The 26,175-nt window shown below is 66.6% G+C and carries 29 protein-coding genes and 5 pseudogenes; 15 read left to right on the forward strand and 19 right to left on the reverse strand.

Annotated elements, in window-relative coordinates:
- Positions 1 to 36 precede the first annotated feature (36 nt).
- Positions 37 to 1,206: an efflux RND transporter periplasmic adaptor subunit gene (locus CN538_RS07780; protein ID WP_242495653.1), complete on the reverse strand. Its 1,170-nt coding sequence runs from the start codon at positions 1,204 to 1,206 to the stop codon at positions 37 to 39.
- A gap of 553 nt (positions 1,207 to 1,759) precedes the next feature.
- On the opposite strand from CN538_RS07780, the gene CN538_RS07785 reads away from it, so the two are divergent.
- Positions 1,760 to 2,674, forward strand: coding sequence for an AraC family transcriptional regulator (locus CN538_RS07785; protein ID WP_242495654.1), 915 nt, complete (start codon positions 1,760 to 1,762; stop codon positions 2,672 to 2,674).
- A gap of 30 nt (positions 2,675 to 2,704) precedes the next feature.
- Here the strand turns inward: CN538_RS07785 and CN538_RS07790 are convergent, their stop codons facing one another.
- From CN538_RS07790 to gmk, 4 genes and pseudogenes are all read right to left on the reverse strand, one after another.
- Positions 2,705 to 3,094 carry a RidA family protein gene (locus tag CN538_RS07790; RefSeq protein WP_106419071.1) on the reverse strand — a complete coding sequence of 130 codons (390 nt, stop codon included), beginning with the start codon at positions 3,092 to 3,094 and terminating at the stop codon, positions 2,705 to 2,707.
- A 261-nt stretch (positions 3,095 to 3,355) separates the two neighbouring features.
- Positions 3,356 to 5,507 (reverse strand): annotated as a pseudogene (locus tag CN538_RS07795) (RelA/SpoT family protein).
- A gap of 70 nt (positions 5,508 to 5,577) precedes the next feature.
- Positions 5,578 to 5,835: a DNA-directed RNA polymerase subunit omega gene (rpoZ, locus tag CN538_RS07800; RefSeq protein ID WP_035472905.1), complete on the reverse strand. Its 258-nt coding sequence runs from the start codon at positions 5,833 to 5,835 to the stop codon at positions 5,578 to 5,580.
- Between the two features lie 167 nt (positions 5,836 to 6,002).
- On the reverse strand, positions 6,003 to 6,677 hold the full coding sequence (gene gmk, locus CN538_RS07805) for a guanylate kinase (RefSeq protein ID WP_106420583.1): 675 nt from the start codon (positions 6,675 to 6,677) through the stop codon (positions 6,003 to 6,005).
- Positions 6,678 to 6,863: 186 nt separating this feature from the next.
- On the opposite strand from gmk, the gene CN538_RS24215 reads away from it, so the two are divergent.
- From CN538_RS24215 to CN538_RS22365, 3 genes and pseudogenes are all read left to right on the forward strand, one after another.
- Positions 6,864 to 7,241 carry an MFS transporter gene (locus tag CN538_RS24215; RefSeq protein ID WP_277985118.1) on the forward strand — a complete coding sequence of 126 codons (378 nt, stop codon included), beginning with the start codon at positions 6,864 to 6,866 and terminating at the stop codon, positions 7,239 to 7,241.
- Positions 7,187 to 7,621, forward strand: a pseudogene (locus tag CN538_RS22360) (MFS transporter); the annotation flags it as partial. The gene CN538_RS24215 and the pseudogene CN538_RS22360, both read left to right, overlap by 55 nt.
- A gap of 94 nt (positions 7,622 to 7,715) precedes the next feature.
- On the forward strand, positions 7,716 to 8,060 hold the full coding sequence (locus CN538_RS22365) for a hypothetical protein (RefSeq protein WP_242495854.1): 345 nt from the start codon (positions 7,716 to 7,718) through the stop codon (positions 8,058 to 8,060).
- Positions 8,061 to 8,110: 50 nt separating this feature from the next.
- Here CN538_RS22365 and CN538_RS07815 read toward each other — a convergent pair whose 3' ends face one another.
- The 4 genes from CN538_RS07815 to parS all read right to left on the reverse strand — a co-directional run bounded on the left by CN538_RS07815 (position 8,111) and on the right by parS (position 9,943).
- Positions 8,111 to 8,407 (reverse strand): helix-turn-helix domain-containing protein, encoded by a 297-nt coding sequence (locus tag CN538_RS07815; protein ID WP_035472910.1) that lies wholly within the window; start codon positions 8,405 to 8,407, stop codon positions 8,111 to 8,113.
- A gap of 70 nt (positions 8,408 to 8,477) precedes the next feature.
- Entirely contained in the window at positions 8,478 to 8,822 is a 345-nt protein-coding gene (locus tag CN538_RS07820; protein WP_106419072.1) for a type II toxin-antitoxin system RelE/ParE family toxin, read from the reverse strand.
- 156 nt (positions 8,823 to 8,978) lie between these two features.
- A complete protein-coding gene (locus tag CN538_RS07825; protein ID WP_106419073.1) occupies positions 8,979 to 9,470 on the reverse strand; it encodes an RES family NAD+ phosphorylase in 492 nt (163 codons plus the stop codon).
- A gap of 2 nt (positions 9,471 to 9,472) precedes the next feature.
- On the reverse strand, positions 9,473 to 9,943 hold the full coding sequence (gene parS, locus CN538_RS07830; protein WP_106419074.1) for a type II RES/Xre toxin-antitoxin system antitoxin: 471 nt from the start codon (positions 9,941 to 9,943) through the stop codon (positions 9,473 to 9,475).
- A 139-nt stretch (positions 9,944 to 10,082) separates the two neighbouring features.
- Here parS and pyrC point away from each other — a divergent pair, with 139 nt between their 5' ends.
- Positions 10,083 to 11,132, forward strand: coding sequence for a dihydroorotase (gene pyrC, locus CN538_RS07835; protein WP_106419075.1), 1,050 nt, complete (start codon positions 10,083 to 10,085; stop codon positions 11,130 to 11,132).
- Positions 11,133 to 11,369: 237 nt separating this feature from the next.
- Here pyrC and CN538_RS24220 read toward each other — a convergent pair whose 3' ends face one another.
- The 6 genes and pseudogenes from CN538_RS24220 to CN538_RS24230 all read right to left on the reverse strand — a co-directional run.
- On the reverse strand, positions 11,370 to 11,927 hold the full coding sequence (locus CN538_RS24220) for a TonB-dependent receptor domain-containing protein (RefSeq protein WP_277985156.1): 558 nt from the start codon (positions 11,925 to 11,927) through the stop codon (positions 11,370 to 11,372).
- A complete protein-coding gene (locus CN538_RS07840; protein ID WP_277985119.1) occupies positions 11,861 to 13,501 on the reverse strand; it encodes a TonB-dependent siderophore receptor in 1,641 nt (546 codons plus the stop codon). Before CN538_RS07840 ends, CN538_RS24220 begins: the two co-directional genes overlap by 67 nt.
- Positions 13,502 to 13,636: 135 nt before the next feature.
- Positions 13,637 to 14,791 carry an ABC transporter substrate-binding protein gene (locus CN538_RS07845; RefSeq protein ID WP_164999533.1) on the reverse strand — a complete coding sequence of 385 codons (1,155 nt, stop codon included), beginning with the start codon at positions 14,789 to 14,791 and terminating at the stop codon, positions 13,637 to 13,639.
- Positions 14,792 to 15,008: 217 nt separating this feature from the next.
- On the reverse strand, positions 15,009 to 15,578 hold the full coding sequence (locus tag CN538_RS07850; RefSeq protein WP_106419077.1) for a histidine phosphatase family protein: 570 nt from the start codon (positions 15,576 to 15,578) through the stop codon (positions 15,009 to 15,011).
- Positions 15,579 to 15,652: 74 nt separating this feature from the next.
- Entirely contained in the window at positions 15,653 to 16,492 is an 840-nt protein-coding gene (locus CN538_RS24225; RefSeq protein ID WP_340638288.1) for an aminotransferase class V-fold PLP-dependent enzyme, read from the reverse strand.
- Positions 16,473 to 17,093: pseudogene (locus CN538_RS24230) on the reverse strand (aminotransferase class V-fold PLP-dependent enzyme); the annotation flags it as partial. The pseudogene CN538_RS24230 and the gene CN538_RS24225, both read right to left, overlap by 20 nt.
- Before the next feature lie 129 nt (positions 17,094 to 17,222).
- Here CN538_RS24230 and CN538_RS07860 point away from each other — a divergent pair.
- Together CN538_RS07860 and CN538_RS07865 are read left to right on the forward strand one after the other, a co-directional pair.
- Positions 17,223 to 17,672, forward strand: coding sequence for an Lrp/AsnC family transcriptional regulator (locus CN538_RS07860; protein ID WP_207233673.1), 450 nt, complete (start codon positions 17,223 to 17,225; stop codon positions 17,670 to 17,672).
- A 42-nt stretch (positions 17,673 to 17,714) separates the two neighbouring features.
- Complete coding sequence (locus tag CN538_RS07865; protein ID WP_106419079.1) at positions 17,715 to 18,710, forward strand: D-2-hydroxyacid dehydrogenase; 996 nt, start codon at positions 17,715 to 17,717, stop codon at positions 18,708 to 18,710.
- A gap of 40 nt (positions 18,711 to 18,750) precedes the next feature.
- Here the strand turns inward: CN538_RS07865 and CN538_RS07870 are convergent, their stop codons facing one another.
- Entirely contained in the window at positions 18,751 to 20,145 is a 1,395-nt protein-coding gene (locus CN538_RS07870) for an aminotransferase-like domain-containing protein (RefSeq protein WP_106419080.1), read from the reverse strand.
- A gap of 132 nt (positions 20,146 to 20,277) precedes the next feature.
- On the opposite strand from CN538_RS07870, the gene CN538_RS07875 reads away from it, so the two are divergent.
- From CN538_RS07875 to dmpI, 5 genes and pseudogenes are all read left to right on the forward strand, one after another.
- Positions 20,278 to 21,006: an alanyl-tRNA editing protein gene (locus tag CN538_RS07875; RefSeq protein ID WP_106419081.1), complete on the forward strand. Its 729-nt coding sequence runs from the start codon at positions 20,278 to 20,280 to the stop codon at positions 21,004 to 21,006.
- Positions 21,003 to 21,605, forward strand: coding sequence for a LysE family translocator (locus CN538_RS07880; protein WP_106419082.1), 603 nt, complete (start codon positions 21,003 to 21,005; stop codon positions 21,603 to 21,605). The genes CN538_RS07875 and CN538_RS07880 overlap by 4 nt, the downstream gene beginning before the upstream one ends.
- Positions 21,606 to 21,641: 36 nt before the next feature.
- Positions 21,642 to 22,076, forward strand: coding sequence for a YqaA family protein (locus CN538_RS07885; RefSeq protein WP_106419083.1), 435 nt, complete (start codon positions 21,642 to 21,644; stop codon positions 22,074 to 22,076).
- Positions 22,077 to 22,412: pseudogene (locus CN538_RS07890) on the forward strand (IS3 family transposase); the annotation flags it as partial.
- Positions 22,413 to 22,515: 103 nt separating this feature from the next.
- Positions 22,516 to 22,701 (forward strand): 4-oxalocrotonate tautomerase DmpI, encoded by a 186-nt coding sequence (dmpI, locus tag CN538_RS07895; protein WP_106419084.1) that lies wholly within the window; start codon positions 22,516 to 22,518, stop codon positions 22,699 to 22,701.
- A gap of 105 nt (positions 22,702 to 22,806) precedes the next feature.
- Here dmpI and CN538_RS26095 read toward each other — a convergent pair.
- From CN538_RS26095 to CN538_RS07915, 3 genes and pseudogenes are all read right to left on the reverse strand, one after another.
- Positions 22,807 to 23,282 (reverse strand): annotated as a pseudogene (locus tag CN538_RS26095) (GGDEF domain-containing protein).
- Positions 23,283 to 23,479: 197 nt separating this feature from the next.
- The gene (locus CN538_RS07910; protein WP_106419087.1) at positions 23,480 to 23,743 is read right to left on the reverse strand and encodes a PAS domain S-box protein; all 264 of its coding nucleotides are present in this window, start codon (positions 23,741 to 23,743) and stop codon (positions 23,480 to 23,482) included.
- A 152-nt stretch (positions 23,744 to 23,895) separates the two neighbouring features.
- The gene (locus CN538_RS07915; RefSeq protein WP_106419088.1) at positions 23,896 to 24,501 is read right to left on the reverse strand and encodes a DUF924 family protein; all 606 of its coding nucleotides are present in this window, start codon (positions 24,499 to 24,501) and stop codon (positions 23,896 to 23,898) included.
- A gap of 188 nt (positions 24,502 to 24,689) precedes the next feature.
- On the opposite strand from CN538_RS07915, the gene CN538_RS20925 reads away from it, so the two are divergent.
- The 3 genes from CN538_RS20925 (at position 24,690) to CN538_RS07925 (ending at position 26,139) form a co-directional block, all read left to right on the forward strand.
- Complete coding sequence (locus CN538_RS20925; RefSeq protein ID WP_242495655.1) at positions 24,690 to 24,995, forward strand: hypothetical protein; 306 nt, start codon at positions 24,690 to 24,692, stop codon at positions 24,993 to 24,995.
- Positions 24,938 to 25,066, forward strand: coding sequence for an RcnB family protein (locus CN538_RS26100; protein ID WP_422917574.1), 129 nt, complete (start codon positions 24,938 to 24,940; stop codon positions 25,064 to 25,066). Before CN538_RS20925 ends, CN538_RS26100 begins: the two co-directional genes overlap by 58 nt.
- A 125-nt stretch (positions 25,067 to 25,191) precedes the next feature.
- Entirely contained in the window at positions 25,192 to 26,139 is a 948-nt protein-coding gene (locus tag CN538_RS07925) for a LysR family transcriptional regulator (RefSeq protein WP_164999534.1), read from the forward strand.
- The last annotated feature ends 36 nt before the right edge of the window (positions 26,140 to 26,175 follow it).

Here is a 26,175-nt window from a genome sequence, read left to right on the forward strand (position 1 = left end):
AATGGGGGTGTCGGCGGCGCCTGGCGCCGCCGCTGCTCAAGAGCGCGAGGTGAGCGCGCCTTCGGCCGTGGGTTGCGGATTGGCCGGGTGCTGATCGACCGGATGCGGTGAGATCGTCATGCCGGGGGCGAAGATCTTCTGGGTGCCGTTGACCACGACGCGCTCACCCGGGGCGAGTCCGTCGCGGATCACCACTCGGTCGCCGACCGCGGCGCCGGTCACCACCGGCTGCGGCGTGACGCTGTTGTCGTCGGCCACGACATAGACGTAACGTCGGTCCTGGTTGGTCAGCACCGCCTGGCGGTCGATCAGCAGCGCCGCGGTGAGCGCGGCGACGGGCATCTCGACGCGGGCGAACTGGCCGGGGCGGATGCGCCCGTCCGGATTGTCGAGCACGGCGCGGTAGGTCAGGGTGCCGGTGGTGGGGTCGATACGGTTGTCGACGAAGTCGAGCCGACCGCGATGGGGAAAGCCGCTCTCGCCGGTGAGACTGACCCGCACCGGTACGGGGTGGTCGGGGTCGACGCTCGCCAGCGTGTTCTCGGCGCCGCTCTCGTTGCTGTCGAAGTAGACGTAGAGCGGGTCGACCGAGACCAGCGTGGTCAACAGCGTCTGGTCGGCGCTGGCCAGGTTGCCGCGGGTGACCAGCGCCCGCCCGATGCGCCCGGAGATCGGCGCGGTGACGCGGGTGTACGCGAGGTCGAGTTCGGCGCTGGTGAGCGCGGCGCGGGCCTGCGCTTCACGCGCGCGGGCGTCCTGGGCCGCTGCCTGGCGCTGGTCGTGCTGCTCCTGGGAGATCATGTGGCGGCCGATCAGCCGGCGCGAGCGGCCGGCCTCGACGTCTGCGAGCTGACGCTGGCTACGGGCCTGGGTCAGGGCCGCCTTGGCGGCATCGACACGCGCCGCATAGGGGCGTGGATCGATCTGGAACAGCAGGTCGCCGGCCTTGACCAGTTCTCCCTCCTCGAAGGCCACCTCGTCGATATAGCCGCTCACTCGCGGGCGCAGGGCCACGGTCTCGGGCGCCTCGATGCGTCCGGTGAAGGTCTCGGTGAGCGTAATCGGCTCGGCCGCGACGGTGGCGACATCGACCTCGGGCGGTGGCGGGGCGGCGGCCTGGGGCTCGCCATGGGCATCGCAGCCGGCCAGCAGCAGCGCCGCCAGCAGCCAGATGATGCGTAGCCGAGTGACTCGTGGCCAATTCATTCGTAACCAAGTCATTCGTAGCCAGGCGGTTCGCAGAGACGGAATCTGCTGTCCCGTGATCGGCGTGACGGTGGCCAACCTCGCGCCAGGCGCGGGCGGCTGGTTGGATTTCTCCATCATGGTTCGCTCCGTGTGACATTCCCCGAAGGATGGCAAGCTATTGGCTCAACTTAAGTTGAGGTCAAGCGTGGCGGGGAAACCGCCCGGGGGCGTGGAGTGCCAATCTAAGGGCTGGCGGCGGCGGGGCGTTATCGGCTTCCTGTCGATTGATTGCCCGATTCTCCGCAGAGGCAGGTCATCCATAGAAGACGTTCCGTGACCGCCTCGGCGCGGAGCCGGCACAGAGACGGCGCCTTGCCGGATTCTTCAGAGTACTTGCCCGATTCTGCAAGTCTCTACCAAACGCGCACAATATCGCCGAAAGCGGGCTTATACTCGCGTCCGATCGCTTAATGCCTTTCCATCCGCCCAGCAGGGGAGTGACGCCGTGACCGCCGCACAGCCCATCCCAAGGCACGCCGAGTCGTCGTCCGAAGCATTGATGAATACTCTCGTGGCGCGAATTCTCGCCCATGCCGACGAGGAGGGGTTCATCGCCAGCGCCATCCCCGGTCTGGAGCTGGTGCGCGCCGATTCGACCACGGCCTGCATGGGCTCGCGGGTGTACGAGCCGGCGCTGTGTCTGATCGCCCAGGGCGCCAAGACGGTGTGGCTGGGGGATCGCCAGATCGACTATGGTCCGCTCAGCTGCATGGTGTCGGCGGTGCCGTTGCCGATCCTGGGCAAGGTGACCGATGCCTCGCCTCAGACCCCGTATCTGGGCATCAAGCTCACGATCGATCCCCAGGAGGTCACCGATCTGATTCTGGCGATGGGGCTGCCGGTGGCGCGCCAGCCGGAGGAGGAGTTGTGCCCGGAGGGGGCCTGCGGGCTCGGCCATGTGCTGGCCGATCGAGGGATGCTGGAGGCGCTGTCGCGTCTGGTGGGCCTACTGGATACGCCCCAGGACATTGCGATCCTGGCGCCGCTTGTGCGGCGTGAGATCCTCTATCGGGCGCTGGTCGGGGAGCTGGCGCCCTATATGCGCAAGTTCGCCATGGTCGATGGCCAGACCCACCGCATGGGCCGGGTGATCGAAGTGCTCCAGGCGCGCTTCCGAGAGCCGCTGCGGGTGGGCGATCTCGCCGACCTGGTGAGCATGAGCGAGTCGTCGCTGTTCCACAGCTTCAAGCAGGTGACGCGGATGTCGCCGCTGCAGTTCCAGAAGCGCCTGCGCCTGCACGAGGCGCGCCGGCTGATGCTGGCCGAGGGCATGGAAGCCGCCACGGCCAGCTATCGCGTCGGTTACAGCAGCCCTTCCCACTTCAGCCGCGAATACAGCCGCATGTTCGGGGTGCCGCCGCGGGCGGACGTAATCAAGCTGCGCGGCGATCTGCCGGCAGCGACACCGGCACCGGCGGGGCGCTGAAGCGCCACCACCGTTGCCGGCGTGCGGGGCTCAGTCGCCGATCACCATCACCGCTTCGGCCTCGACCAGGCTGCCCTTGGGCAGCTGCTTGACGCCCACCGCGGCGCGCGCGGGGAAGGGGGCGGTGAAGAACTCTTCCATCACCTTGTTGACCACGCCGAAGTTGTCGAGATCGGTGAGGTAGAGGTTGAGCTTGACGATGTCCTGCAGCGAGCCGGCGGCCTCCTTGCAGACGGCGGACAGGTTGCTGAAGACCTGACGCGCCTGGGCTTCGAAGTCGTCGGAAACCATCTCCATGGTGGCCGGATCGAGCGGGATCTGACCGGAGAGATAGACGGTGTTGCCGGACTTCACGGCTTGGGAATAGGGGCCGATGGCGGCCGGGGCGTTGTCGGTGTTGATAACGGCTTTGTTGCTCATGGCGTACCCTCCAGATGTTATCGATTGAGATACTGCGATCTTTTCCTGCGTAGTGGGCTGCGTTTCACGATTTATCGTGTCCCGAAACCGACGACGTTTTATCGCGTCCCGAAGCCGACGCGTTTCATCGCGTCCCGAAACCGACGCGGTGGTCCGGCGTCCCGGAACGACGTAAAAAACGACGCCCCGCCGTGGTTGGCCATGGCGGGGAGCGTGTGTTCGTCTGTCTGGCCGGCGCGGGTGGGCGTCGGGGTCTTGCTATCAGCTTCTCGCGCGAACGATGCGGCCGATATGATTCAGGTTGCGCAGGCGCTTGATGATCCGGGCTAGGTGGATACGCCCCTTGACCAGGATGGTCAGGTTGACGATCGATAGCCGGGCATCGCGCTCTTCGATGCCGATGCGCTCGATGTTGGCATCGGCGTCGGTGATCAGGCTGGCCAGTTCGGCGATCAGCCCGCGCCGGGTCTCCACTTCGATGCGCAGCGGCACCGGGAAATCCTGCTCGATCTGATTGGACCACGTCAAGGAGACCAGCTTGTCGGGATCATCGCGCAGCTCATCGAGATTACCACAATCGTGACGGTGTACGACGATCCCCTTGCCCATCGACAGATGACCGATTACCGGGTCGCCGGGCAGCGGGTGGCAGCAGCGGGCGAAGCTGATCGCCATGCTCTCGGAGCCGTTGATGACGATCGGTCCGGTGTGCGGCCCTGTCTTGGGTGAGGTCTCCGGCGATCCTGCGGCGTCCTCGTCGTCGCTCAGGCTGGCATCGGCCAGGCGCTTGGCGGTGGCGTGGGCCAGCCGGGTGCCGAGGCCGATAGTCTCGAGCAGGTCATCCTCGTCGGCCAGGTCGAGCTCTGCTAGCAGCGCTGTAAGACGCTCCGCGGCAGCTTCTCCAGGCTGGTGTCGAAACTGCTCAGGGCACGGTTGAGCAGGCGCCGGCCGAGCTGGATCGCCTCGCTGCGCTGCTGGCTCTTGAGCGCGTGACGAATCGCCGAGCGCGCCTTGGCGGTGATCACGAAGTTGAGCCAGGCGAGATTGGGCCGGGCCCGGGCGCGGTGATGATCTCCAGGGTCTGGCCGCTCTCCAGCGGGGTCGAGAGCGGCGCCAGGTGGCGGTCGATACGGCAAGCGATACAGCTATTGCCGATATCGGTGTGCACGGTATAGGCGAAGTCGACCGCCGTGGCTCCCTGGGGCAGCTCCATGATGTCGCCCTTGGGGGTAAAGATGTAGACATCGTCGGGGAACAGGTCGTTCTTGACGTGCTCGATGAACTCCAGCGAGTCGCCCGCGTGGCGCTGCATCTCGAGCAGGCCACGCACCCACTCCCGTGCCCGGGCATGGCTGCCGACGGCGATCGGCCGCTCGGTCTGACCCGCCTTGTAGAGCCAGTGGGCGGCGATGCCGTTGTTGGCCATCGCCTCCATCTCGCGGGTGCGGATCTGCACTTCGATCGGCATGCCGCTGGGCCCGAACAGGGTGGTGTGCAGACTCTGGTAGCCGTTGGCCTTGGGGATCGCGATGTAATCCTTGAAGCGCCCCGGCACCGGCTTGTAGAGATTGTGCACCGCGCCGAGGATGCGATAGCAGTTGTCGACATCGTCGGTGATGATGCGGAAGCCGAACACATCCATGATCTCGGCGAACGGCTTGCGCTGGTCGTGCATCTTGCGATAGATCGACAGCAGATGCTTCTGGCGGCCGACCACGCTGCCGGTGAGATCGTCCTCGTCCAGCCGGCGCTGCAGGCTGGTCTGGATCTGGCGCATGGTCGTACGGCGGTTGCCACGAGCCCGGGCCACGGCGCGCTTGATGCGTTCGGCACGCATCGGGTGGATCGCCTGGAACGAGAGATCCTCGAGCTCGACGCGGATGGTGTTGATCCCCAGGCGCCCGGCGATGCGGGCGTAGATCTCCAGCGTCTCGCGGGCGATGCGGCGCTTCTTGTCGGGCCGCAGCGCCCCCAGGGTGCGCATGTTGTGCAGGCGGTCGGCGAGCTTGACGATGATCACGCGGATGTCCTGAGACATCGCCATCACCATCTTCTGGAAGTTCTCGGCCTGGGCGACCGCCTTGTCCTCGAAGGTGATCTGGGTCAGCTTGGAGACGCCGTCGACCAGCTCCGCCACCGCTTCGCCGAACTGGGAGGCGAGGGCATCCTTGGTCACGCCGGTATCCTCGATCACGTCGTGCAGCATGGCGGCCATCAGGCTCTGATGGTCCATGTGCATGTTGGCGAGGATATTGGCGACCGCGAGTGGGTGGGTGACGTAGGGCTCGCCGGAGCGGCGGGTCTGGCCGTCGTGGGCCTGCTCGGCGTAGTAGAAGGCGCGCCGGACCTGCTGAATCTCCTCAGAGGGTAGATAGCCGCCGAGGCGATCGGCCAGGTCATCGATGGTGAACATACAGCGCGCCTATTCCAGGAGTCGTGCCGGCGTCACGCCAAGGCGCGGGCCGCGGGCTCGCAAAGCTCGTTCAGAGTTCGAAATCCTGGTGCGGTTCGGGGCGCGGACGCGGCGGGGCGGCTTCGACCGGCTCGTCGAGCACGCTCTCGTCGATCTGGCCGGCGGCGATCTCGCGCAGCGCCATCACGGTGGGCTTGTCGTTCTCCCACGGCAGCAGCGCATCGCGAGAGCCGCGCGAGAGCTGGCGGGCGCGCTGGGAGGAGATCATCACCAGCTTGAAACGGTTCTCGATATGGTCCAGACAATCTTCGACGGTCACGCGTGCCATGGTGGTAACCCTGCTGCCAGAAAATGAGTGGTCGCACCCCAGCCGAAGCGGGGCCATGCGGGACCGTGCAGTCTACTGGACCTTTGGCGTAGCTGACAAGATGAAAGGCCCGCGTGCCGCCCGCTGGCGCGGGGCGCCACGATGCTCGGCAGGTTGCGAAATGAGGGTCAGCGCGGAGTATCGAGCAGCTCTGCGAGCAGCCTGGCGTAGCGGGTGCGGACCTTATCGAGCCGCGAACGGCGCGCGTGCACGATGCACTCCAGCTCGTGCAGGGCGTGCTCGAAGCTGTCGTTGATGAGCACGTGCTCGTACTCGTCGAAGTGCGACATCTCGCTCACCGCATCGCGCATGCGCCGGTCGATGACGTCGGCGTCGTCGGTACCGCGGCCGGCCAGACGCTCGCGCAGTGCCTCCTTCGAGGGCGGCAGGATGAAGATCGACTCGGCCTCGGGGGCCAGTTCGCGGACCTGGCGCGCGCCCTGCCAGTCGATCTCCAGGATCACGTCCTCGCCCATTGCCAGGCGCTTTTCCACCTCGGCGCGGGAGGTGCCGTAGTGGCGGTCGAAGACCCAGGCGTGCTCGAAGAACTCGCCGGCCTCGATCATCGTCTCGAAGGTCTCTTCGGTGACGAAGTGGTAGTTGACGCCGTCCGCCTCGCCGGGCCGCATAGCGCGGGTGGTGTGAGAGACGGCGACGCCGATCGCCGCGTTACGTTCGAGCAGCGCGCGCACCAGGCTGGTCTTGCCGGCCCCGGAAGGGGCGGAGACGATGTAGAGCGTGCCCTGGGCGGCGGCAGGCGTGGCAGCAGCGTTGGCGAAGACCGGGGTGTCGGGTCGAGACATGACGGGGCCGTGATCAGGGTGCGTGAAGCCGCACAGTATGCCACGAATCCACAGGCGGTTGGCATCGCGCTGGCGTCGAGCGGTTGCGCCTCGGCGCGGCATTCACGATGCTTGTCGGCATCATCGCCGTTCACAGCGCGCGCTCCGAGCCCGCGCGGGCGACCCACCTCCTTGCAAGGATCTGTCATGAATGCTTCAGCCACCGCGGCCCGCGGCGGGCGTGCGGTATTTCTGGGTGCCGCCTTCGCCTTCGCGCTCACCATGATCGGCACCACCATGCCGACCCCGCTCTATCCGATCTATCAGCAGACCTTCGGCTTCTCGCAGCTCACCATCACCATCATCTTCGCGGTCTACGCCGCCGGGGTGATGGCGGCGCTGCTGCTCACCGGACGCTGGTCCGATCAGCTCGGGCGGCGGCCGATGCTGCTGGCGGGGGTACTGATCTCGGCGGCCAGCGACCTGGTGTTCTGGCACGCCCGGGGCTCGGCCCCATCCTGTTCGCACGGGTGCTGTCAGGCATCTCCGCCGGCATCTTCACCGGCACCGCCACGGTCGCGGTGATGGAGCTGGTCCCCGACGCCTGGAAGCGGGTCGGGCCGCTGGTCGCCACCGCCGCCAACATGGGCGGCCTGGGGCTGGGGCCGATGGTCGCCGGGGTGCTGGCCGCGCTGGCACCGCTGCCGCTGGTCGTGCCCTACGTGCTGCATCTGGTGCTGGCGCTGCTGGCGGCGCTGTTCATCTGGCGCGCCCCGGAGACGGTCACGCGGCCGGCACGCATCCGCCTGCAGGTGCAGAAGCTCAAGGTGCCGCCGGAGGTGCGCGGTGTCTTCGTGCCGGCGGCGATCGCCGCCTTCGCCGGTTTCATGGTGTGCGGCTTCGCCACCTCGGTGACCCCGGCCTTCGTCGGCGGCCAGCTCGGTTATCACAACCCGGCGCTGATCGGTGTCGTCGCCGGCAGCCTGTTCATCGCCTCCACCCTGGGGCAGATGGTGCAGGACAAGCTGCCCGAGGCCCGGTCTGCCGATCGGCTGCGGCGTGCTGCTGGTCGGTGTCCTGCTGCTGGCCTGGGGCATGGCCGCGCAGACCCTGGCGGGATTCATTCTCGGCCCTATCGTGGCGGGCATCGGTCAGGGCATCGCCTTTCGCGCCGGGCTGGGCGCGGTGGCCGCGGCCAGCCCGGTACAGCACAAGGCGGCGGTGGTCTCGACCTTCTTCGTGGTTGCCTATGTGGCGATCTCGCTGCCGGTGATCGGCATCGGCCTGGTCGCCAGCGTGCTCGGGTTACAGCTCACTGGGCTGCTGTTCGACGCCCTTGTGGCGCTGCTCTGCTGCGTGGCCATGGGCCTGCTGCTGCGCCGCCCGGCGATCAAGACGGGGTGAGGGGGCGAGGCGAGAAGCTTAGTCTGCGTGGCGCCCAGCCTTTCGAGGCTTCATGCCATTGCCGCGTCGTCCTCTTCTTCCAAGATAAACTCAATGCGGAAGTGGGCGCGCGCCGAGGCGTTGACCAAGGCGTCGAGACTGAACTTGTCGATCTTGCCCTTCAACAGATCATTGACGCGCGGTTGAGTCAGGCCCAGCCGACGGCCAGCTTCGGCCTGGCTGACCTCCCAGCCTTTCACGCGCTCGGCAAGGGACGCCATCAACTTGGAACGCAGGCGCATGTTGGCCGCTTCCTCGGGAGTGTCTGAAATGGCATCCCAGATGCTCGCAAAGCGCTCACCAGCCATATCTCTAGTCCTCACGATATAGATATTTTTCAGTGGTTAGGGAAAGGCCCATGTACGGGCGGTCTCTACTTCAGTCAGACGGTTCGGGTGGCAACTCCTTGAGCCTTTGCTTACCCAACGCGATGTCGGCCGGCGCCGTCTGCCTTGTTTTTTTCTGGAAGCAGTGAAGGATGTAGATCGCATCCTTCCGCTTCGCGATGTAGAAAGACCGAAATTCGTTGGTGTCGTCCTCCACCCTGATCTCGTAAACCCCTGCACCTACAGTCTTCATCGGCTTGAAATCGTCTGGTTGGCCACCTCGCTGAAGCTTGTCGACTTGATAGCCCATCTCCTGACGTGCGCCAACGGGGAAATCCCTTAGCCGTTTTAGAGAATCCCCACAGAACTCAACCGGCTTTTCTTCTTTTTCTGCCATGTTGCACCCCTCTTCGTGATGTCAATTTATATCGAATTTGATATAGACGCAAGGATTAGGTCGATCCCCGCGGATGCGGGGTAGCCCAAATATCTTCACTGTGAGTCAAAGCATGGAGTTCGTCGCTGCGCAGCATCTGGACGGTGTGGCCAACGCCTAACGCGGCGGCGGGTTCAGACGGGTGTCGAGCGAGAATCGCTCCTGCAGGACCACTTGGTACTTGCCCTGGGCGGCATGCGGGTTCATCACAAGGTTCGCGCTGTGGCGCGACACGGTCGAGGGCACGACGAAGAAGGGGTGGGCTTCGAGCAGGGCGTCGCCGTATCGCTGCTGGCCCGCGCTGGGCGTGCCCGGCACCAGCCAGTTGGGATTCGGCAGCGTCTCGGCGTCCACCCAGTGAATGCAGGTCGGGTCCGGAATCTCGATACACAGGAGCGTGTGCGGGTCGGTATCCAGGGTCGCGAAGCCCTTGTGAACCGCGACTTCGAGTATCGCTGTGGCCGCATCCAGCGAGCCATACACCGCTGGGCGGCCGGGGGAGTTCCAGCGCCCGCCTGCGCGCTCCGCGCCGATCCCTTTCTCCCAGGTGACGACATGGCGGTCACGTTCGAGGCGCCAGAACCGGAGGCTTTGGCTCGCGGCGGCCATCGTCAGGTGTAGACCCCGTAGTCCAGACGGGTCAGCAGGTCATCGACCAGATCATGGCCGACCGGGGTGGTGATCAGGTCCAGCGGCTTGCGCCCCTCCAGGGCCATGGCCGGGGTGTCCAGCCAGCGCTGGGCCGCTTCGGTACTGCCGAAGACGTCTTCTGCGCGGGTGAGCGTTTCGGCGAAGCGCCAGGCGCGACCACTCTCTTCCGGGCTGAGGGTGTCGGGTTTGTCCCGCCGGCGATACAGGGTGCGCTCGGATACCCCGAGGATTTTGACCGCGATCTTTCTGTCCTGAAGCAGATCGACCTCTTCGAAGAACTTGATCACCCCTGACGACGCAAAGCCTTTCTCGATGAGGCGATGGATTTCGAAGGGCGAGGTGACCGCGACCCGGCGTTTACCCGTAAGGCGGCGGATTGCCCGCTCACTGATGCTGGGCTCCAGGGAGGGCTCGAACGGGGTGGTCGTCATGCTGAACTCCTCGCGGCATTCGCCATATGACAAAATCATAGCGCCATCTGGCGCATGATGTCATCTCTAGCGGCATCCCGCGGGCACCGTGCTCTGATATGCTACGAGGCCCTCGTTCACCCCCTGCCAGGAGTTTCCGATGACCGCCGCGCCCGACACGCTCACCCTCCGCCGCCCCGACGACTGGCACTTGCACCTGCGCGACGACGCGATTACCCGCACTGTGCTGCCCTACACCAGCGCGACCTTCGCCCGCGCCATCGTCATGCCCAACCTGGCGCCGCCGGTGACCACGGTCGAGGCCGCCGCGGCCTATCGTGAGCGTATCCTCGCCGCGCTGCCCGCCGGTCACGACTTCACTCCGCTGATGACCTGCTATCTCAACGAGAGCGTGAGCGCCGAGACGCTGACCCGCGGCCGCGCCGAGGGTGTCTTCACCGCGGCCAAGCTCTACCCGGCCAACGCCACCACCAACTCCCAGCACGGGGTCAAGCGCATCAGCGACGTCTACCCGCTGCTGGAGACGATGCAGCGCATCGGCATGCCGCTGCTGGTGCACGGTGAGGTGACGCGGGGCGAGATCGATATCTTCGACCGCGAGAAGGTCTTCATCGACGAGGTGATGAGCGATATCCGCCGTCAGTTCCCCGAGCTGCGCGTGGTGTTCGAGCACATTACCACCAAGGATGCGGCCCAGTTCGTGCTCGAGGGAGACGAGTACCTGGGCGCCACCCTGACCCCGCAGCACTTGGCCCAGAACCGCAACGACATGCTGGTCGGCGGCATCCGCCCGCATCTCTACTGCCTGCCGATCCTCAAGCGTCAGGAGCACCAGGCGGCACTGCGCCGTGCGGTGGCCAGCGGGCATCCGCGCTTCTTCCTCGGCACCGACTCCGCCCCCCACGTCACCGCTGCCAAGGAGACCGCCTGCGGCTGTGCCGGCGTGTTCAATGCCGAGGCTGCGCTCTCGGTCTATGCCGATGTCTTCGAGCAGGAGGGAGCGCTCGATCACTTCGAAGCCTTCTGTTCCGAGAACGGCCCACGCTTCTACGGCCTACCGCTGAACCAGGGCACGATCACCCTGACCCGCCAGCCCACCCCGGTCGCCGAATCGGTGGGCGAAGGCGACAACACCTTCGTGCCCTATAAGGCCGGTGAATCGCTGACCTGGAAGACGACGCTGAACTGATCGACACTTCGCGCGGCAAGTGAGCAGTAACGAAACGGCCCGCTGGCTTGACGCAGCGGGCCGTTTGCTTGTCTGCCGTGTGCTCGGCAAAGACGCTAGGTGCTGTCTGAAAAGTCAACGAGCGAAGGCCAGGCAAGGCAAAAATCGGCGAAAACGCGGAGTTTACGGGGTGTAAATGAGCATTTTGAGTCGATTTTTAACGCCGCTTGGGCGAGCGCAGTACTTTTCAGACAGTGCCTAGAACGTCACGCTGGCCTGCAGCGTGACTTCCAGCGGATCGCCCACCACCACCCGCGTATCGCCGCCACTCGAGGGGTAGTAGGTGGTGTCGAACAGGTTGTGGACGTTGAGCTGGAGATGGGTGACGTCGCCCAGCCAGCGGGTGTCCCAGGCGACGAAGGCGTCGGCGATGGTGTAGGCGTCGAGACGGAAGCTGTTGTCGCTGTCGCCTTCGCGGCTGCCGACGTAGCGCAGCCCGCCGCCGACCCGCCAGCGGCCGTCGTCGGGGTCGAGCTCCAGCTCCCGTGCCAGCAGCAGCGCGGCGGTGTGACGTGCCACGTTGGGCAGCGCATTACCGGCGGTGCCGCCGTCGGCGTCCTTGAGGACCTCGGCATCGGTGTAGGCGTAGTTGGCCAGCAGCGACAGCCGCTCGGTCAGCTGGCCCTGCAGCGACATCTCCACCCCTCTAGCGCGGCTCTTGCCCACCGCCCGCGACACGCCGTTGTCGCTCACGACCACATTCTCCTTGGTGATCTCGAAGTAGGCCAGTGCCGCCTCCACCCGCTCATCGAGCAGGCGGCGCTTGAGCCCGGCCTCCCAACCGTGGCCCCGCTCGGGATCGAAGCGCTGACCCCGGTGTCGCTGTCCGGCGTGTTGGGCACGAAGGATTCGCTGTAGCTGACATAGGTCGAGGTCAGCGGGTCGATCTGGTAGAGCAGGCTGGCATGGGGCAGAAAGAGCGTGTCGTCGGTGTCGGTCTCGACCACGAACGGGCGGCCCTGGCCGCCATACTGTTCGGTCATTTGATAGCGCCCGCCGAGCCCCAGGATCCAGCGCTCGCCGAGATGCAGTGAGTCGTCGATGTAAGCCGCAGTGCTATCGATCTCGTCCAGGCGATGGCTGCGTGCGCTGTCGTAGCGGGCGCCGTCCAGGGTCAGATCACCGTGATGCGGAGCGTAGATCGAGATCGTGTCGTTGACGCCGCGATAGCGGTCGGCCAGGTAGTCGCGGCGGCGCTCGTGGTCGAGTCCGACGGTCATCTCGTGGCGGATGCCCGCCAGCTCGACGTCGCCGAGCAGCTCGGCGGCGGTATAGATCACCCGGCGGTCGAAGCCGTGATTGGCATCGGCGCGGCGCCTCGCGCTGCCGTCCTCGCTGACGCTGAGCACTCGCGGCTGGCCGTCGTCGTACTGGCGTCGGGTCCAGCCGTAGGTCAGGCGACTGGTCCAGGCGCGATTCAGATCCTGCTCCCAGCGCGCGCTGAACGACTGATCGTGGCCGGTCACCCGCGACCACGGCTCGTCGAACCGGCGTTTGCGCGGTACATCGACGGGGTCGCCGTCGACGAAGGCGGTGCCGCGATCCAGCGTCAGATCGTAATCGCGATAGGTATAGGCGAACCACAGCCGGGTGTCGTCGTCCTCCCAGCTCAGCGAGGGTGCCACTACCGTCTGCCGGTGGCTGCCGAAGTCGCGCCAGCTATCCTCGTCCTGCTGGCCGACGATGAACCGGAAGGCCGCGCCGCTGTCGCCCAGCGGACCGGTGACGTCGACGCTGGCATCACCACCACCGAACGAGCTGCCCTTGCCGCTGATGGTGCGCTGCCAGGTGTACTGCGGCTTCTTGCTGACGATGTTGATCACCCCGCCGGGCTCCTGGATGCCGTAGCGAAACGAGCTCGGCCCCTTGAGCACCTCGATGCGTTCGGTGGTGAACAGTGGAAAGGTATCGCGCGGCTGGCGGATGCCGTCGCGCAGGATCGAGCCGTCGCTGTTGCTGCCGAAACCGCGCTTGATGAAGCCGGCTTCGGTGCCGCCCATGGTGTTGCCCTGGGTGACCCCGGCGACGAACGCCATGGCGTCGGTCAGCGAATCGGCGCCGATGTCCGCGAGCAGCTGCGGCGTGAGCGCGTCGACGGTACGCGCCTGGGCGAGAAAATCGGTGCGCCGGCCGGTAGCGAGGTCCGAGGCACCGGGGCGATAGCCTTCGCTGGCGTCACCCGTGGCACGGGCGCTGACCACCACCGGGTCGAGCGCGACCTCGCCAGTGTCTTCGGCGTGCGCCGGTGTGAGTGGCAACAGCGCCAGCATGGCGGCGAGTGGCTGCCAGCGTGGCAGGGCGCGCCCCGGGGCGAAGGATTGTGCAGTCATGAGTGGTGTTCCCTGATGGCGCCGAGTGGCCCTCGGTGCCGGTGCGTTGTCGTTGAAGATCATCGTGACTTGTTGTTGTCGAGCGTCTTGGCTTGTCGTCGTTGAACGTCGTGGTGCGCCGTCGGCGCGGCGCGATCAGCGTTCGGGAGGCGCCTCGCCGTAGGTGGCGCGGAAGGTGCCGTCGGCGGCGATCGGCAGGAAGTCGCGGAACAGCGCCTGCTGTGCTCCTTCGGGGTCGAGTGCGGCGCAGGCCTGGGGGTGGAGCCAGCGGGCAATGGCCGTCAGCGCGAGGGCGCTGAACGGGCTCTGGTGATAACCATGCCAGAGGGCGTGCAAGCCCCCCTGGTTAGCCGCGGAGAGCGTCGTCCAGCCCGGGCGGCGGCTGACCACATCGGCCAGATCCCGCTGTGTCTGCGCGGGGGTGACGCCGAAACCGGCGCGCACCGAGCCTCCCGCCGGCCACTGGGCTGCGGTAGCGATGATCACCGCCGGGTCGCGCGCCAGGATCGCTTCGGGGTTAAGCACATTCTCGCTGCCCGGGGTCATGCCGGCGGCGATATTGTTGCCACCGGCCCGGGCCACCAGATCCGCCAGGCCGCTATCGAAGTTGCTGCGGCAGCATCCCACCTTGAGGCCGGGGGCGATGTCGATCAGTACGCTGGGAGCCTGGTCTCTGGTGGTGTCACGGGCGGCGGCATCGACGCAGTCGGCGACCGCTGCCTCCAGCTCGGCCAGCCGCCGGTTCAGCGCCGTCGCGCGTGGATCGACGTCGAGTGCGCGACCCAGCAGGGTCAGCGAGGGGTGGGTATCCGCCAGCGGGTGCTGCTGGAAGTCGATGAACAGCACCGGGATGCCCAGGGCGTCGAGCTGTGCCAGCAGTCGAGTGCCGCGGATGGCGCCGTAGCGGGCGCGATTGACCAGGATCAGATCCGGTTCGAGCGTGAGCAGTGCCTCGGCGCTGGGCAGCGGGTCGCCACCCTCCAGCACCGGCAGCCGGGCCAGGGCGGGGAAGGCGCGGGTGAAGCGCTTCTGGGCCTCGGGGTCGAAGTCGGCGAGCGAGCCGTGCCAGCCGCTCAGGCGTGCCACCGGGTTGGGCAGCAGGGCCGCCAGTGCCAGCAGATGCCGGGGGTCGTCGAGGAAGATGCGCTGCGGCGCGTGGTCGAGGGTCACCGCGCGCCCGGCGAGATCGGTCACCTGCAGCGGATAGCGGGCCGCGGCGGGCGCATCGGCGCGCGTCTGGGTGTCGGTATCGTCTTTGTCTGCGGCGTTGGCCGCGCTGGCGAGAGGCAACAGGCCCGCCAGCAGGCAGGCGCAAAGGATCAGACGATGAAGCGATCGGCGCCAGCGGCGCAAGGGAGAAGCGGGGCGGCCGCAGCGGGCAAGCATTGGCAATATTTTTCTAGTTGATTAAAGATAATCATTATCATTTTTATTCGTGAGCAGGTCAACGCGGCACGCCCTGCTGCGCCGCTGCCCGGGGAGAAGCGATGGGCCCCTGCGCGCTGTGCTAGCCCCCGAGTCTGGCGCGGTCTGCGGCGGTAAAGTCGCGAATCTCCCACCGGTCGCCGGCGGTAGGGGCGATCCACAGTGGTATTGCGTTGGCCGAGCGCGGGCCGGTGGGGCTGCCGCTGGTGAGCCAGCGCACCGCGCGCACCAGCCCGGAGTGGCCCACCACCAGCGGGGTGTCGGCTTCGTCGAGCAGCGCATTGAGGGTGGTGGCGATGCGGCTGACGAACGCCTCCCAGGCCTCGCCATTGGGCGGCGTATCGGTATAGGGGATCGCGGTGGGAATCGGCTGGCCCTCCAGATCGCCCCAGTGGCGCTCCATCAGGCCCTCGACCAGGCGGTCGGGCGCGCGCCCCAGGGCCAGCTCAGCGGTGTGGCGGGCGCGCACTAGCGGGCTGGAGACCGCCAGCGACCAGTCGAGGTCGCCGACCAGCGCCTGAGCCCGGCGCGCCTCGGCCTCGCCGCGCACGGTGAGGGGCACGTCGTGCTGCCCGCCGATACGCCGCTCCTGATTGCGCGTGCTCTGGGCGTGGCGCAGAAAGACGAAGGGGCGACGACTCAAATGGGGCATGGTGATGGCTCGAACAGGAAGCTGGCACGACTAGCGCGGCGAAGGCGTTCATCTTACCCGCCTCGACGCGGCTGTCATCCCTCGGCGGCCTCGGCCCGAAAGCGCGCGGTAGCCGGGTCGGCCCGGTAGTGGCGGGCCCAGGTCGGCGCTTCCCGGGCCAGCGTGAGTACGCCATCGAGAAGGCGCGCCACCTGCTCTTCGCTGTGGAGTAGATGCAGGCTCAGTCTGACCCAGCCGGGCTTGTCCAGCTCGTGGCCCTGGTCGAGACGTTCGACCAGCGCCGCCGAGGCCGCGGCGTCGATCCCCAGCAGGCGGTGGGCGTAGGGCCCGGCGCAGGCGCAGCCGCCGCGGGCCTGGATGCCATGGAGATCCGAGAGCATGCGGGTGAACAGTTGATGGTGGATCAGGCCGCCGTCGGCATCGCGTACGCGGAAGGAGAAAATCGGCAGCGCCGCTACGTCCTGGCGCCCCAGCAGTTCCAGCCGCGGCTCGTCGGCCCAGTGGGCGAGGGCGCGGCGGTGCAGCTCGGCATCGCGCTGAGCGATCTCGGGCAGCCCGATCGCTGCCTTGACCATCAGCGCCAGCGCGGCGCGAATGTCACCGATCACGTTGGGCGTGCCGCCCTCCTCGCGCGCCGCCAGGTTGGCGCTGTAGCGGTGTGCCCAGGGCGAGACGAAGCTGACCGTGCCGCCGCCCGGCAGCGAAGGCGTCTGCCGCCGCGCCACGCTGTCGCGCACTACCATGACCCCGGAGGCGCCGGGGCCGCCGACGAACTTGTGCGGTGAGAAGACGATGGCGTCCTTGCGGCAGTCCGGCGCGGGCGCCATGTCCATCGCCAGATAGGGGCCGGCACCGGGTAATCCCATATTGCCAGGGCACCGGGCGCTTGAGGCGGCGGGTGACGTCGTCCACATCGCTGATGATGCCGGTGACGTTGGAGGCGGCCGAGAAGGCGCCGACGATCAGATCGCTGCCGGCGGCGTCCACCAGCGCCTGCTCCAGCGCCACCGGGTCCGGCCCACCGGCGTCGCCCTCGGGGATCTCGGTCACGTGGGCACCGCTCTCGCGCCAGGCGAGCAGGTTGGAGTGGTGCTCGTAGGGGCCAATCAGCACGCTGATGCGCTCGCCGCGGCGCACCCCGGCGGCGATATCGAGCAGCGCCACGATACGGTTGATGCCGGCGGTGGCGCCGCTGCCGCTGAACACCACATGGCAATCCTCGGCATTGAGCTCCCGCGCGATCAGCGACCGTGCCTCCTGGCGCAGCCGGGTCATGGTCTGCCCGCAGTGCGAGGCCTCGGTGTGCGAGTTGGCGTAGAACGGCAGCACCTCTTCACTGATGAAGCGCTCGACCTGGCGCAGCGCACGCCCGGAGGCGACATAGTCGGCGTAGAGCAGACGACGCTGACCGAAGGGCGTGGTGATCGGCATATCGTCGCCGATCAGGCCCTGGCGCAGGCGCGCCAGCAGGTCGGGGCCGTAGAGGGCGTGACGGAAGTCGGCGAGTGTGGTCATGGAGGCCTCATCACAGGAGGACGTGCAAGCGCGATGTACGAGGCTATGATATCCCGTCTCGGGCGGGTAGATTTCTCGTTATGACCCGGTATCGACCCAGACATTGAGTGATTTGACCCCATGAGCGGCGTGAAATTGGATCATTTCAACCTCGCTATCCTGCGCGAGCTGCAGCAGCACCCCGGCTGCGCCCAGCGTGAGCTGGCCGAGCGGGTCAATCTCTCCCAGAACGCCTGCTGGCGGCGGGTCAAACAGCTCGAGGAGGCCGGCGTGATCGAGGCGCGGCGGCTGGTGCTGAGCCGTCAGGCGCTCGGCTTTGGGCTGGTGGTGTTCTCGATGATCCGCACCCGCAGCCACTCGCGGACTTGGCTGGCGGACTTCCGCGAGCATGTGCTGGGCATCCCCGAGGTGATCGACTTCTACCGTATCGGCGGCGACTACATGCTCAAGATCGTGACGCGTGATATCGGCGCCTTCGATCTGATCTACCAGCGCCTGATCGATGGCTTCGAGATCGACACCGTCACCTCCTACTTTGCCATGGAGGCGCTGGCCGAAAGCCGCCCGCTGCCGGTGTGAGCCCGTACCCTCCATCGAACTCCCTGCTGCCGAGGACCCGTCATGCCCGTTGCCAAGCCGCTCGAGGTGCATATCTATACTGATCCCGCCTTCCGCCAATCGCCGGATTTCAGCGCCGAGCGGGTGCGCGACATTCTGGGCGAGTTCGCCGGGCTGGCATCGCGCATCGCGCTGGGCTTCAGCCGTGATGCGGCTACCCTCGACGCCGCCCTGGCCACCGCCGAGGTACTGGTGGTGGTCGGCAAGCTGGATCTGGTCGATGTCGCCGCGCGGGCGCCCGCGCTGCGCTGGGTGCACATCACCAGCGCCGGCGTCGACCGGGTACCGTTGGCGGCGCTGCCGGCGGGGCTCTGCATCACCAACGCCCGTGGCAACCACGAGGCGCGCACCTTCGAGTTCTCGCTGACGGCGCTGTTGATGCTCAACAACGCCGTGCCGACGTTCGTCACCCAGCAGATCGAGCAGCGCTGGGCGCAGCGCGCGCTCGAGCCGATCGAAGGCAAGCGGGTGGTGATCCTGGGCATGGGTGCGCTGGGTAGTTCGGCGGCGCGGGCGGCCCGGCAGCTGGGGCTCGAGGTCATCGGGGTCAGCCGTAGCGGGCAGGCCCACCCCCTGGCCGATCTCAGCCTGCCCCAGGCGCGTCTGCCCGATGCCTTGGCCGAGGCCGACTTCCTGCTGATCACCCTGCCGCTGACCGCGCAGACGCGATGCCTGGTCGGCGCCACCGAGCTGGCGGCGCTGCCACCGCATGCCGGGGTGATCAACATCGGCCGCGGGCCGGTGCTGGACGTCGCCGCGCTGGCCCAGCGCCTGGAGGCGGGCCAACTGGGCGGCGCGGTGCTCGATGTCTTCCCCGAGGAGCCACTGACGCCGGCGTCACCCTACTGGCGCACGCCCAACCTGCTGGTGATTCCCCACAGCGGCCTTTATGACGCCGACTATGTGCCGCGCTGCCTGCGCAGCTTCTTTGCCAACGTCAGCCGCTATCTGGATGGCGAGGCGGTGGAGAATCGGGTCGATCCGGCGCTGGGCTATTAGCTGGGCTAAATAAGAGGGCGGGTGATCGTGGTCGGGCCGCTCATAGCGTCTGCCACAGCATCGGCCCCGGGTCGCCGAGGGTCTCGGCGATGATGTCGAGAGCCCGGTCGAGGGCGTCGCGATTCTCCGCGGCGCTGATACAGATTCGAATCGCCTGGGGCGCGCTGACGCTGCCTAGGCAGAAGCTTTCGGCACTGCTGACAGCGATCTGGTGCTCACGCAGCTGCGCTTCGACGTGGCTCGAGCGCAGATCCGCGGGCAGCGGCAGCCACAGATAGAAGCCTCCGCGCTGGCCTCGTGGATGGAAGGCCGCGAGCTTCTCCTGGGCGCGGTCGAAGCGCCACGCCAGCTCTTCGCGCTGCCAGGCGAGCAGCGTATCGGCGTCACCGCTGGCGATCCAGTGCGCGACCACGCCATTCATCAGCGGCGGTGGCATCCAGCACTGCGCGCGCAGCGCCGCTATCAGCCGCCCGTGCAGCGCCTGCGGAGCGCGTATCGCCCCGACCCTGAGCCCGCCGCCGAGCAGTTTCGAGACCGAGAACAGCGTCAGCGTGTGCGCCGGAGCGAGCTGGTAGAGCGGCGTCTCCGTGGCACCCAGTTGCGGGTAGATGTCGTCCTCGATCAGCCAGAACCCGCGTGCCTCGGCCAGTGCGGCCAGGGCGCGACGGCGTGGCTCGCTCAGGCGCACCGTGGTCGGGTTGTGGCAATCCGGCATCAGATAGAGCGCAGCGAATGGTTGCTGATCGTGGGCGCGGGCCACTGCGTCGACGTCGATGCCGTGCGCATCGTGGGGGACCGCCACGCCCTTGAGCGACAGTTGCTGCAGCGCGCTGATCAGGCCCGGATAGGTGAGACGTTCGGCGGCGACCCGTTCCCCTGGCAGCAGCAGGGCGCTGAGGCAGAGATGGATACCGTGCATGCCGCCTTGGTCGAGCAGCAGCTCGGCCGGGTCGAGCGTGCGGCCCATCTTGCCCAGCCAGGCCGCGAGGGTGGCAATCTGCCACGCCTGCCCGGGTTCCGGCTGGTAATCGATCATCGCGCTGAGCTGCTCCGGGTCCTGCTGGATCGCCTGCATCGCGCGGGCCAGATGCAGGCTGCGCTGCGCGGTCGGTGGCGGTGTGGCGTGGCTGAGATCGATCGACCCGCTGTCGCGCGGCCGCGTGAACAGATGGTCGAAGGCGCCGATACCGGCCTCCGCGCCACGCACATAGGTACCGCTACCGACCCGTGCGCTGACCACCCCGCGCTGCTCGGCCACGGCGTAGGCACGGGTGACCGTGCCTACGGTCACCCCCAGGGCGTCGGCGAGGCGGCGCTGCGGGGGCAGCTTGTCGCCGGCGGCCAGCTCGCCGCTGACCACCGCGGCGGCGATGGCATCGGCGAGCTGACGATAACGCGGGCCGCTGCCGGAGAGTATCGGTGTCCAGATTGTCATGGTGACAAAAATCGGGTTGACCCGGTTATTGGGAAGTTTATGCTCGAATTGTTCTCAATAGACGGCGAAAAGTCAATAAATTGAACCCATACAATTTGACTCGACAGGGCGTCGGGTCGACAGGAGGTCAGCATGTCCACCCAACTGCGGTTTCGCGATCTACCCCTGGCACAGGAGAGTCTGGCCAGCGTGACTGCGGTGGGCGCCGACGGCGCGGTGGCGACCGACGCCACGCTCTTCTATCCCCAGGGGGGTGGCCAGCCCGGGGATAGCGGGGTGTTCATCACCGCCGATGGCCGCTGCCTGACGGTGCACGACACGCGCAAGGGCGAAGGCGGCGCGGTGTGGCACTATCTCGACCCCGGGCACGATCTCACCGTCGGCCAGAGCGTGACCCAGCAGATCGACTGGCCGCGGCGCTGGGCGCATATGCGCATGCACACCGCTCTGCACCTGCTCTCGGTGCTGGTGCCTTATGGCGTCACCGGCGGTAGCATCGGCGCCGAGCGTGGTCGGCTCGATTTCGATCTCGGCGAGGTCAGCCTCGACAAGGCGGCGCTGACCGCAGGCCTCGAGGCGCTTATCGCCGCCGACCACCCGGTTTCCAGCGAATGGATCAGCGAGGCCGAACTTGACGCGCGCCCCGAGCTGGTGAAGACGATGTCGGTGGCGCCGCCACGGGGTGCCGGCATGATCCGCATGGTGCGCATCGGCGATATCGACTATCAACCCTGCGGTGGCACCCATGTGACCTCCACCGCCCAGGTCGGCGCGCTGCACGTGGCCAGCATCAAGAACCGCGGCGCCCGCAATCGCCGTGTCACCCTGGCCTGGAATCAGACCGCGGAGGGGCAAGCATGACCTCGCTCGCTTGGTGGCTGTCGCTGACACTCTTCGCCGCGTCGATGACCGGCTCCCCCGGGCCCAACAACGTCATGCTCACCGCCTCCGGGGCGCTCTACGGCTACCGTCGCACGCTGCCGCACATCTTCGGCATCATGGCCGGCGGTTTCGTACTCTTTCTGAGCGTCGCACTAGGGCTCGGGACGCTGTTCGAGCGCTACCCGCTGATCCAGCAGAGTCTCAAGGTGGTGGGCGCGGTCTATCTGCTCTATCTGGCGTGGAAAATCGCCAGTGCTCCGCCACCGAACCTTGCCGCTCGTGATGGGGCGCGACCGCTGACCGCGTGGCAGGCGGCAGCCTTCCAGTTCGTCAATCCCAAGGTATGGGTCATGGGCATCGCGCTGGTGGCAGGTTTTCTGCCCCACGAAGGGCTGCTCGTTCTCAACGCCCTGGTGCTGGCGCTGGTGATGGAGAGTGTGGCGTTCTTCTGCATCTCCTTCTGGGCGATGTTCGGCATGGCGATCGGGCGGTTGCTGAAGACACCGCGGGCGTGGCGTATCTTCAACGGCGTGATGGGGCTGGCGACGGCTGCCTGCGTCGGGTTCATTCTGAGCTGAGATCCAGAGACCCTCGAGCCGGCCACGGAGAGACGCGTGAGCTATCTGACCCTATTCGTCACCGCGCTGGTCTCCGCCACCCTGTTGCCAGCGTCGTCGGAGGTGTTGCTGGGGGCGTTGGCCACCCAAGGGCACGCGCTGTTCTGGCTGTGGTTCTGGGCCACCGCCGGTAATACCCTCGGGTCGGTGGTCAACGGCGCGCTCGGCCGCCAGGTGGATCGTTTCCAGCAGCGGCGCTGGTTTCCGCTCAGCCAGGCGCAGTTGGCTCGCGCCCGGGCGCGTTTCAACCGCTACGGACAATGGTCGCTGCTGTTCGGCTGGCTGCCCATCGGCGGGGATGCGCTGACGCTGATCGGTGGCGTCATGCGGGTGCCTTGGCTCAACTTCGTGGTGCTGGTGGCGATCGGCAAAGGGCTGCGCTATGCGATCGTGCTATGGCTGGTACTGGGTATCGCCGGTGGGGTAGGTTGACGCCGCAAGCCCCAAGGGGTTGTCATGGTGCATTCGGACCCGGGCAGCCAGTTCAGCAGTGCGGATTGGCAGAGTTTTCTGAAGGCCAACCACCTGGAGGGCAGCATGAGCCATCGAGGAAACTGCCATGACAACGCCGTTGCCGAAAGCTTCTTCCAACTGCTCAAGCGAGAACGCATCAAGCGCCGGACATATTTGACTCGGGAAGCCGCCGGGAGCGATGTGTTCGACTATATCGCGATGTTTTACAACCCAAGACGCCGTCACAGCACGAGCGATGACTTGTCACCCGTCGAGTACGAACGGCGCTATACCCAGAGCCTGGCAGATGTTTAGAGTACCTGGGGCGATTCACTCTGAATGAAACGTGTCAGGCTTATTTGCGTGGTTAAGTCAAGTGGTGTTTTAAAAATCGGCTTTAAATGAGACGAGGAAGTTTATGCCTATTGTCACAATTCAGCAATCCCCCCGTTCTGTTGAGTTGAAGCGTGAATTGGTGGAGAAAGTCACTAATGCATTTGTAGAGGTGTATCAGCTACCTCCGGAGGCGATACAGATTTTTTTCGCTGAAACTAGCCACGAAAACTGGGCGAAAGGCGGTGTCTTGGCCAGTGATAGAGAGTGATTGAAACGATCCGATAATTGTTTTTATTTAAATGGATTGATGTTGCCTTGATGTGGCTAGTGCTGGGTATTGCCGGCGGTGGGGCTGACGCTCGGAAGCCGCGGGTCACGTTGCCTGGGCAAGCCGATTGCGCCCGCGACGCTTGGCGCGATAGAGCGCGCGGTCGGCGCGTTCGAGCAGGGCGTCCTGACTTTCGTCGCAGTAGGCGGCGACGCCTGCCGACAGCGTTACCCGGAGGGCATGGCTGGTCAGCGGGGTCGACGCCAATGTCTGACGGATGCGCTCCACCGCCTGGGTTGCCTGATCCAGGGTGATGCCGGGCAGTACCAGCAGCAGTTCGTCACCCCGAGCCTGACCGCGGCATCGCTTTCGCGCAGCGATTGACGCAGCAGCTTGGCGATACCGACGAGTATCTCGTCACCGATGGCGTGGCCGTGGGTGTCGTTGATCTGCTTGAAACCGTCCAGATCGATCACGGCGATGCACAGCGGCTGGCCGTAGCGCTGGTGCTCGTGAATTTCCGCCTCGAGCCGGTCGAGGCCGGCACGTCGGCTCTGCAGTCCGGTCAGTTCGTCATACATGGCGATCTGGGTCAGGCGCTGGTTGGCCTCGCGCAGCGAGCGCTCGAGCGCCTTGTGCTCGCTGATGTCGACCACGAAAGTCGCTTTGTAGACATTGCCCTGGTCATCCTCCACCCGGACCGCCTCGGCCAGAATCGAGATCGGTTTGCCCTGGCGGTTGAACACTTCCCACTCGGCGCGCGCCCCCGGTGTGCCGATCAGCGGGTCACTATCTCGCCCGTCTCGATGAAGGCGCGGTGCATGCGCCGCATCATCTCACGGTGTTCGGGTGCCAGCACCAGCGTGAACTCCTCACCCAGCAGCTCCTCCTCGGCATAGCCATAGAGCTGGCAGTAGGCGGCGTTGACCATCTGGAAACGCCCCTCGGCATCGGTGATGCAGATCGCCAGCGGGGTCGAGCGGATCAGGGTCATCAGCGCCGCGTCGGAGAAGTGAGGGGGCGAGGTCGAGCGCTGTGGCATGACGATGTCCTGATCAGCGTGGAGTTGGGAAGCGGCCCGCGAAGCGCCTCGCAGGCGGGTCGCCGAGAGAGTGGGTCGCCAAGAGAGTGGGTCGAGCTATGGCCTGGGGCGACGCGCCAGTGTAACGGCGGGCATTCGCCGGCGACAGCCGCTCAGAAGGTCGACCCGGGCTCGTGCAGGAAGGCGGTCTCCTCCGGTGTCGAGACACGTCCGAGAATGGCGTTGCGGTGCGGATAGCGGCCGAAGCGCTGGAGGATCTCACGGTGACGGTGCTCGTAGTCGAGCTGTGTCTCCATGCCAGGCACGTCGAACAGCGCGATCGCACGCGCATGGATCGCCAGCGACTCGCTGTGCATGAACGGCATGTAGGCGAAGATACGCTGCGCCACGGGTAGCGCCGTGTCCTCGCCGCTGGCGATCAGCTCCTGGGCCAGTGCCAGGGCCAGCGGGTCCTGGGCAAAGGCGGCGGGGGTATCGCGATGGACGTTGCGCGAGAACTGATCGAGCACCACGATCTCGGCCAGGCGCCCGGTGGGGGTGTCGCGCCAGTGCCACAGCTCGCAGCGCGCGGCGGCTACCAGCGTGGTGCCGAAGCGATCCGCAATCTCGCCGTCGAGTGCGGCATCCTTGGCGAACCACTGCTTGGCGCTCAGTGTCTCGAACCAGAAGTCGCACACGGTCTGGGGCGTGGCGATATCGCGTGCGGTCCTGTTATCCGTATCGGCTGTCTTGGGGCTATCGCGGGGCGTATCCGGCATGGCGAGTCTCTTGGCGGCTGAGTGTCCTCAGCATAGTTAACCTTCACCTGAATTGGCTAGAGCGCCGGGCGACGGAGCTCGCCGCCTCGACACCCGGGAGCAAGCTGCACAATTCGTGAACACTGTTTTCTTATTGGCCTTCCATGCTGGAGGCATCTCGCCATCGACGGCCATGAGAGGAGAGTCCCATGAAACACCGTATCGTCACCGCCGGTGTCCTGATCGCCGCGCTGAGTACCGCCGGCATTGCCAGGCCCACCCGGGGGGCGGCCCCGGCCACGGCCCTGGAGGGCCGCCGGGCCACGCGCGCCAGCATGACCGCCACCACGGGCCGGCTCACCATCATCACCACGACCGGGAGCGCCATCGGGCGCCGCGGGCGTGGCACCCCGGCGGGCGGATCGCCGATCGCTACTACCGCGACGACCGCTACTGGGTGCGCGACTGGCATGCACGGCATCTGCGGGAACCGCCACGCGGGCATCGCTGGCTGAACATCGACGGCGATTACGTACTTACCGCGGTCGCCACCGGCGTGATCACGGCGATCATTCTGAACCATTGATCACGGCTGCCGCCCCGTTCTGGCCGCCTGATGCGTCGTCACCGGCTTTGACCAAAGCGGTCTCTGTCTCTCTTTGGGCTTCTGGTAGGCTCGTCGATCCGATGGCCTGGCAAAGTCGACTTCCCATGAATCTCAAGGCGCTCCGACTGTTCCGATTGACCGTGCTGCACGGCTCGCTGTCGGCGGCGGCGCAGGCGGCCAACCTGAGCCAGCCCGCCGCCAGTCGGTTGATCGCCTCGCTGGAGGCGGAACTCAAGCTGACGCTGTTCGAGCGTACCCACCAGAAGCTGCTGCTGACCCAGGAAGGGGAGCGCTTCTACCGCGAGGCCGAGCACATCCTCAACGGCGTCGAGGAGATTCCCACCATCGCCGGCGAGATCCGCCAGCAGACGGTCGAGGCGTTGCGCATCATCACCTCCGCCCCCATCGGCGCCACGCTGCTGCCGGCGGCGATCGCCGACCTGCGCGAGCGCTGCCGCGAACTCAACTGCAAGATCGATATCGGCAGCCGCTTCGATGTCGAGCGCCAGGTCGGGTCGCGGCGCTACAACGTCGGCCTGCTGTCGCTGCCGGTGGAGAACACCATCGTCGAGCTGGCGGTGGAGCCTCTGCTGCAGGCGACCACCCAGGTGCTGATGCCGGCCGACCATCCGCTGGCAACCCTCGAGCAGGTGCCGGTCGAGGCGCTGCTGGAGTCACCTTTCGTCACCCTCAAGCCGCAACAGATCTGGCGTCAGCGACTGGAGCGGCTGTTCGACGGAGTCGGGCGCAAGCCCCGGATCGCGCTGGAAGTCGGTTCGACGCAGCTGGTGCCGCGCTTCGTCGAGGCTGGCTTCGGGCTGGGGCTGCTCGATCTGGCCTGTTGCGGTGCCGCCGTCGGATCGGGCGCAGGGATGGCCGGCACGGTGATGCGGCCGGTCACGCCTGCCACCGAGCTGACCTATGCCTGCATTCTGCCGCCGGCGGGGCAGCGCCCCATCGCACGGCGCTTCATCGAGACCTTGCGCGAGACGCTCGAGGCGCGCGGCCGGCAGGACCGCGCGTTCCGTGACGGTGTCACCCTGCTCCCCTGAATCGTACTGGGCGGCTTGGCGGTGACGGTGTTGGCC

The sequence above is a fragment of the Salinicola tamaricis genome, from assembly GCF_003006155.1.
GTDB lineage: Bacteria > Pseudomonadota > Gammaproteobacteria > Pseudomonadales > Halomonadaceae > Salinicola > Salinicola tamaricis.